Origin of the sequence: uncultured Bacteroides sp. (assembly GCF_958445495.1) — a bacterium.
Classification (GTDB): domain Bacteria; phylum Bacteroidota; class Bacteroidia; order Bacteroidales; family Bacteroidaceae; genus Bacteroides.
The window spans coordinates 1-4647 of sequence record NZ_CAUCSQ010000098.1; the positions used below are offsets into that span (position 1 = coordinate 1).

The 4647-nt window shown below is 40.2% G+C and carries 6 protein-coding genes; 5 read left to right on the forward strand and 1 reads right to left on the reverse strand.

The features are described 5' to 3' along the window. The first annotated feature begins 243 nt into the window (after positions 1-243). From Q5076_RS17775 to Q5076_RS17790, 4 genes are all read left to right on the forward strand, one after another. Complete coding sequence (locus tag Q5076_RS17775) at positions 244-594, forward strand: helix-turn-helix domain-containing protein (protein ID WP_004321740.1); 351 nt, start codon at positions 244-246, stop codon at positions 592-594. Beyond that, positions 581-1318: an ImmA/IrrE family metallo-endopeptidase gene (locus Q5076_RS17780; RefSeq protein ID WP_004321738.1), complete on the forward strand. Its 738-nt coding sequence runs from the start codon at positions 581-583 to the stop codon at positions 1316-1318. Before Q5076_RS17775 ends, Q5076_RS17780 begins: the two co-directional genes overlap by 14 nt. Then, positions 1281-1805, forward strand: a complete 525-nt coding sequence (locus Q5076_RS17785; RefSeq protein WP_234133010.1) for a hypothetical protein — start codon at positions 1281-1283, stop codon at positions 1803-1805. Before Q5076_RS17780 ends, Q5076_RS17785 begins: the two co-directional genes overlap by 38 nt. A 288-nt stretch (positions 1806-2093) precedes the next feature. Next, entirely contained in the window at positions 2094-2564 is a 471-nt protein-coding gene (locus Q5076_RS17790; protein WP_303015140.1) for a hypothetical protein, read from the forward strand. Positions 2565-2827: 263 nt separating this feature from the next. On the opposite strand, the gene Q5076_RS17795 is transcribed toward Q5076_RS17790, so the two are convergent. Then, on the reverse strand, positions 2828-3079 hold the full coding sequence (locus tag Q5076_RS17795; RefSeq protein ID WP_175353517.1) for a DUF4248 domain-containing protein: 252 nt from the start codon (positions 3077-3079) through the stop codon (positions 2828-2830). Positions 3080-3326: 247 nt separating this feature from the next. On the opposite strand from Q5076_RS17795, the gene Q5076_RS17800 reads away from it, so the two are divergent. Further along, positions 3327-3839: an HU family DNA-binding protein gene (locus Q5076_RS17800; RefSeq protein WP_122136990.1), complete on the forward strand. Its 513-nt coding sequence runs from the start codon at positions 3327-3329 to the stop codon at positions 3837-3839. Positions 3840-4647: the final 808 nt, after the last annotated feature.

Below are 4647 nucleotides of genomic sequence, written 5' to 3' on the forward strand. Positions count from 1 at the left end.
ATGATTTTTTTCAGTTTCAGTCATTTTGATTCGTTTTAATGATTTGATTATGGGGCAAAGATAGAGAGCAGGTAATGTAATAGCTGTCCAAGCGTGAACCATAAAAAGACGTTGAAACGATTGAGTCATGATTGAGTGCTATGTGAGAAAAAGTAAATGGCGGAAGATTAAACTTATCTGTGGCAAAACTTGTTTATTATTTATTTTAGAATTACTTTTGCCACAGAATAAAGGAGGTGACTAATGAAAACCATGAATCAGATTGTCGGAGAGAACTTGAAGAAAACCAGAGAATTATCCGGTTTTACGCAGGAGCAGGTAGCGAAATCTATCGGTGTGGAGCGGTCGGCTTATAGTAACTATGAAAGCGGTGTTCGTGAAGTGCCTTTTCATTTGTTAGAGAAGATTGCTGATTTGTTTGGCTGTGAAGCGTTTCTTCTGTTTGAAGATAATGTAGAAGCCGACAATGAGATTCTGGCTACTGCTTTTCGTATCTCCGATGTTGAAGAAGGGGATTTGAAAGAAATAGCCCATTTTAAAGATCTCGTGAAGTCTTACCTTAAAATGGAACGGATTGGAAATGGCTCCAAATAAATTCATCATAGAAAGACAAGTGGCGGAATTTCGCGCGGATAACGGATTGAGTGCTTCGGAAGCCATTAATCTGAAAAGTCTGTTGCTGAAATTGAATGTATTGACCATTTTCCGCCCTCTTTCCGATAACTTTTCGGGAATGTGCCTCAAAGACGGTTCCGGACATCGGTTCATGCTCGTGAATTCTTCCCATTCAAGAGGCAGGCAACATTTCACGATTGCCCACGAACTCTATCACTTGTATATTGAAAGTAAACCAACTCCGCACAAATGCAACCCTTGTAGTGGAAGTAAAGACCCCGTAGAACAGAGCGCCGATATGTTTGCTTCTTCTTTGCTGATGCCGGAGACAGGACTTTGTCAACTTATCCCGGAAAATGAATTGAAAACAAAAAAGATCTCATTGGCAACAGTGTTGAAATTGGAACATTACTTTTCTGTTTCCCGCTCTGCACTGCTTTACAGATTGCTGAATGTTGGTTTACTGACCAATGCTGCACGTCTTGCGCTGGCAGATGAACCGGTGAAACACTCGGCTTTGTGTTTCGGTTATGACACTGCATTATATGATCCGGCAAACGAAGGACTGGTAATCGGAGACTTTGGCGAAAAAGCCCGTTCACTTTTTGAACAGGAAAAAATATCAGAGGGGCATTATTGGGAGTTACTCCGCAAAATAAACACACATGCAACAGAAGAAGACGAAAATAATACTGGATGCTGACGTTATCATCCATTTTGTGAAAGCGGAAGCATTTTCTTTGTTGCCGGACATCTTTCCCGAATACGAATATGTTATTTTGGATGTGGTTTATAATGAAGTATCCAAAGATCACCGGACTAAAGCCCTGATTGATAATTATACTTCTTATTTTTCAAAGATAACGCAAGAACGTTTCTCCCCTACGGGAGCATCGCTGAAAGATTATTTCCAATTACTTAAAACGTTTGGACACGGTGAGAGTGCCTGCATGATTTATTGCAGAGACCACCGTGATGTGCTGGGTAGCAGTAATTTGAAGGATATAAAGGACTATTGTTTGCAGAACGGTATAACTTTTCTGACTACTCTTGATTTTCTATATTATGCTTTTTGCCGGAAGAAGCTTTCGGCAGAGGAATGTAACGAGTTTATTGCTAAGGTAATTGCTTCAGGGAGCAAGTTGCCGGAAGTTGATATTACCCGCTATAAATGTACAGTCGCTATTTGACATCGCTTTTCTATTCTCTTGATTTATTTTTAGTAATAGTTCAGGTATCTTTTCTTAGCGCAAATCACAGCTCTTGGAACGAGTGATTTCTTTCCTCTTTGGCAGATTTTATTTCATCTATTTTCTTGATAATACCGGTAAGGTAGAAAATGGGTACCCCAAACCCTCTTTCTTTGTGAAAATATGGATGAAAAATATAGAATGTGTCATGCTTGAACATATATGTTAAAATAAGCATTGTACTTTTGTCGTGAATTTTATATGTAAATATTAAATAAAATGTAAAAAATGACTAAGGTAGAAAGAGAAGTGGTTTTTAACAGTGAAAATGGTCAGAAAGAAATGACCGGTGTACGTCACAGCGACGATGATGTTAAGAAGAAAGTAATTGATTGTGTTTTTAAGTTGGGGCAACTGAATAATATTCCAGAAAAATATGTTGAAAAGAATTCGGATTGTTCGCGTTCGTCCGTGGGGCGTGTGTACAGGTGTAATTTCGACGGTCGGAGTCCTATACCAAATTGGACAACTATCTTTAATTTTTTCTCTTGTGTGATTGGAAAGGCAACGATTATTGTCAATATTCCGGAGGTGTTGTGCTGGATTCTGAAGCTTTTTCTAGGAGATTCTGCGGATGTAGGCTATACAGTTGATGATAATCATCATATTCGTATTGATATTCAGTTTAATGACGATAAAACATTGCTTCCGGAGACTGGTGAAAAGGAAGGAAAGGTGAAGAAAAAAGATGGAGAATAGAGGAAAACGGGGGGGCAGTCGATTTGATGAAGCCGTCGGGAGAAGGTACTCCGGAATGATATAATCCTTTTCTCATCTAATGGGCGGACATTTCACTACAGATTATCTCGGATTCTTTATAACAGCAATCAGCAAGTTATAATTTGATTCGCGTGGTCTGTGATGAAATGTCCGCTTTGTTTGGTCTTGCCTTATTTATCTTTGGCTTGTTTTTGCCTTGTTTTGTCTTTGGCCGAATGATATTTCCTTATAAAAGAGTCGTTTCAAGGTTCTCCTAAAAACTTGAAGAATAGTCCTACTTGTGCCGGAGTGAGCAGGATGGCTTTTTCGCTATATCCGGTTTGGGCGAGTGCGGCTTGCAGTGCGGTATTCTTGGCAATCCAACTACGGAGGGTGCGTCGTGCCGAGGCGGACTGTATGTGAGGTAGGTAAAGTCCGGCCAACTGGCTTTTGCTATAGGCTTGTATGCGGGTACGGCTCTCTGTTTCTGCTTTTGGGGTTGTTTCTGTTTTCATATTGACTGTTTTTTAGAGGTTTATTTATGAACTCATGCAAAGGTACGCCTTTTTATGCTGGTTGGTTCTGTGTTGTACAGAAGCCTTTGCAGGCATGAATCGTGTCAATTTGTGCTTGTCTGTTCTCTCTTGCGACGGGTTGTAACATCGTGTTTCCCTGCTTTTTTCTCTTCGTGTACTTTTGTCTTCGTAATCGGTTACAAACAGTAGTTATTTATTCATCAATCAAAAAAGAAAGGAAAACAGTATGCCATTAATTTACAAACCTTATCAGGCAACACTTGCCAACAAGGAAGGACAGAAACTTTATTATCCCCGTCTGGTGAAATTCGGGAAAATGGTCAATACGCAGAAAATGGCGGAATTGATTGCAGAAAAAGCCTCGCTGACGGCGGGTGATGTTCATAACGTGATTCGTAACCTGATGTCGGTGATGCGCGAACAGTTGCTCAACAGCCGCACGGTGCGTCTCGAAGGCTTGGGAACATTTACAATGATTGCCAAAGCAGGAGGAAAAGGAGTGGAGTTGGAGAGTAAAGTCAGCAGTTCGCAGATCACTTCATTGCGTTGTCAGTTTACCCCTGAATACACCCGTGCCGCTAACGGAAGTGCTACCCGCGCATTGACCACTGGAGTGGAATTTGTGCACATCAAGGATGTAGCGGGTTCGTTTGTTGCCGACGACGTCATTGACAAAGACCCGGATGACGGCAACGAACCTGGTGGCGGAGGAGGCGAAGCTCCGGACCCGGCCGCTTAACCGAATTTGTTTATACAATAATTTAGGCACGGATTACACGGATTTCACGGTCTTTAGTGTTGTCATTGCTGCAAAGTAGCCGTGTTAATCTGTGTAATCCGTGCCTGGAAAAAGATAGTAATTAATTAGTGACAGGTATTTAAAACGGATTATTAACCTTTAAAAGAAAACGGATGAGATTATTATTGGAAAAGTTGCTGGATATTCTTGAAGCAGTTTTGCGTTTCCGCCACCGGAGAAACGGTAAGGTAGAAAAGGACTAGCCAGATAGAAAAGAGTTGGCGTATCTGAAAAAGGTATGAAACCGAATAGCGTAAATATGTAAGACGTGTCGCCCACACGTAGCTCGCGTAACAGGTAAAAACGTGTAGCCATTCATAGAGTAAACGTAAGGTTAAGGAATAAGTGAAAAGCTGTCTCGAATGAACGAGGCAGCTTTTCTTTTTTTCGTATTCCGAAAATCCTTTTTCGGAAACATAGTGAAAAAGAAAAAATCAGTAGTAATTTTTAAAAGGCAGAAATATTTCTTTGATTTTGTATAGAACAAAAGAAAATAATTTCCCACTTTTGTAGCTGCAATAGGGGATAGGTGTCCTGTGAGATGTCTGTTTTCCGGAAAAAAGATGAATGAAAACAGAATACTTCTTGCGTTAAAATCAGAAAAAAGTTTTCCGTTTTGGAAAACTTTCTATATCAGCGAGAAAGAAAAGTTTCCCAAAATTTAATGTTAAAAGCTAACCAAGCTATTAGATAATCTTCTATCTTTGTATCCGGTTTCGGAGCTAAAAGAGGTTTAGTCAATGAGGGA

Excerpts from the sequence above, each read along its gene's own strand:
- Q5076_RS17775 (WP_004321740.1), top strand. The coding sequence starts at position 244 with ATGAAAACCATGAATCAGATTGTCGGAGAGAACTTGAAGAAAACCAGA.
- Q5076_RS17780 (WP_004321738.1), top strand. The coding sequence starts at position 581 with ATGGCTCCAAATAAATTCATCATAGAAAGACAAGTGGCGGAATTTCGC.
- Q5076_RS17785 (WP_234133010.1), top strand. The coding sequence starts at position 1,281 with ATGCAACAGAAGAAGACGAAAATAATACTGGATGCTGACGTTATCATC.
- Q5076_RS17790 (WP_303015140.1), top strand. The coding sequence starts at position 2,094 with ATGACTAAGGTAGAAAGAGAAGTGGTTTTTAACAGTGAAAATGGTCAG.
- Q5076_RS17795 (WP_175353517.1), bottom strand. The coding sequence starts at position 3,079 with ATGAAAACAGAAACAACCCCAAAAGCAGAAACAGAGAGCCGTACCCGC.
- Q5076_RS17800 (WP_122136990.1), top strand. The coding sequence starts at position 3,327 with ATGCCATTAATTTACAAACCTTATCAGGCAACACTTGCCAACAAGGAA.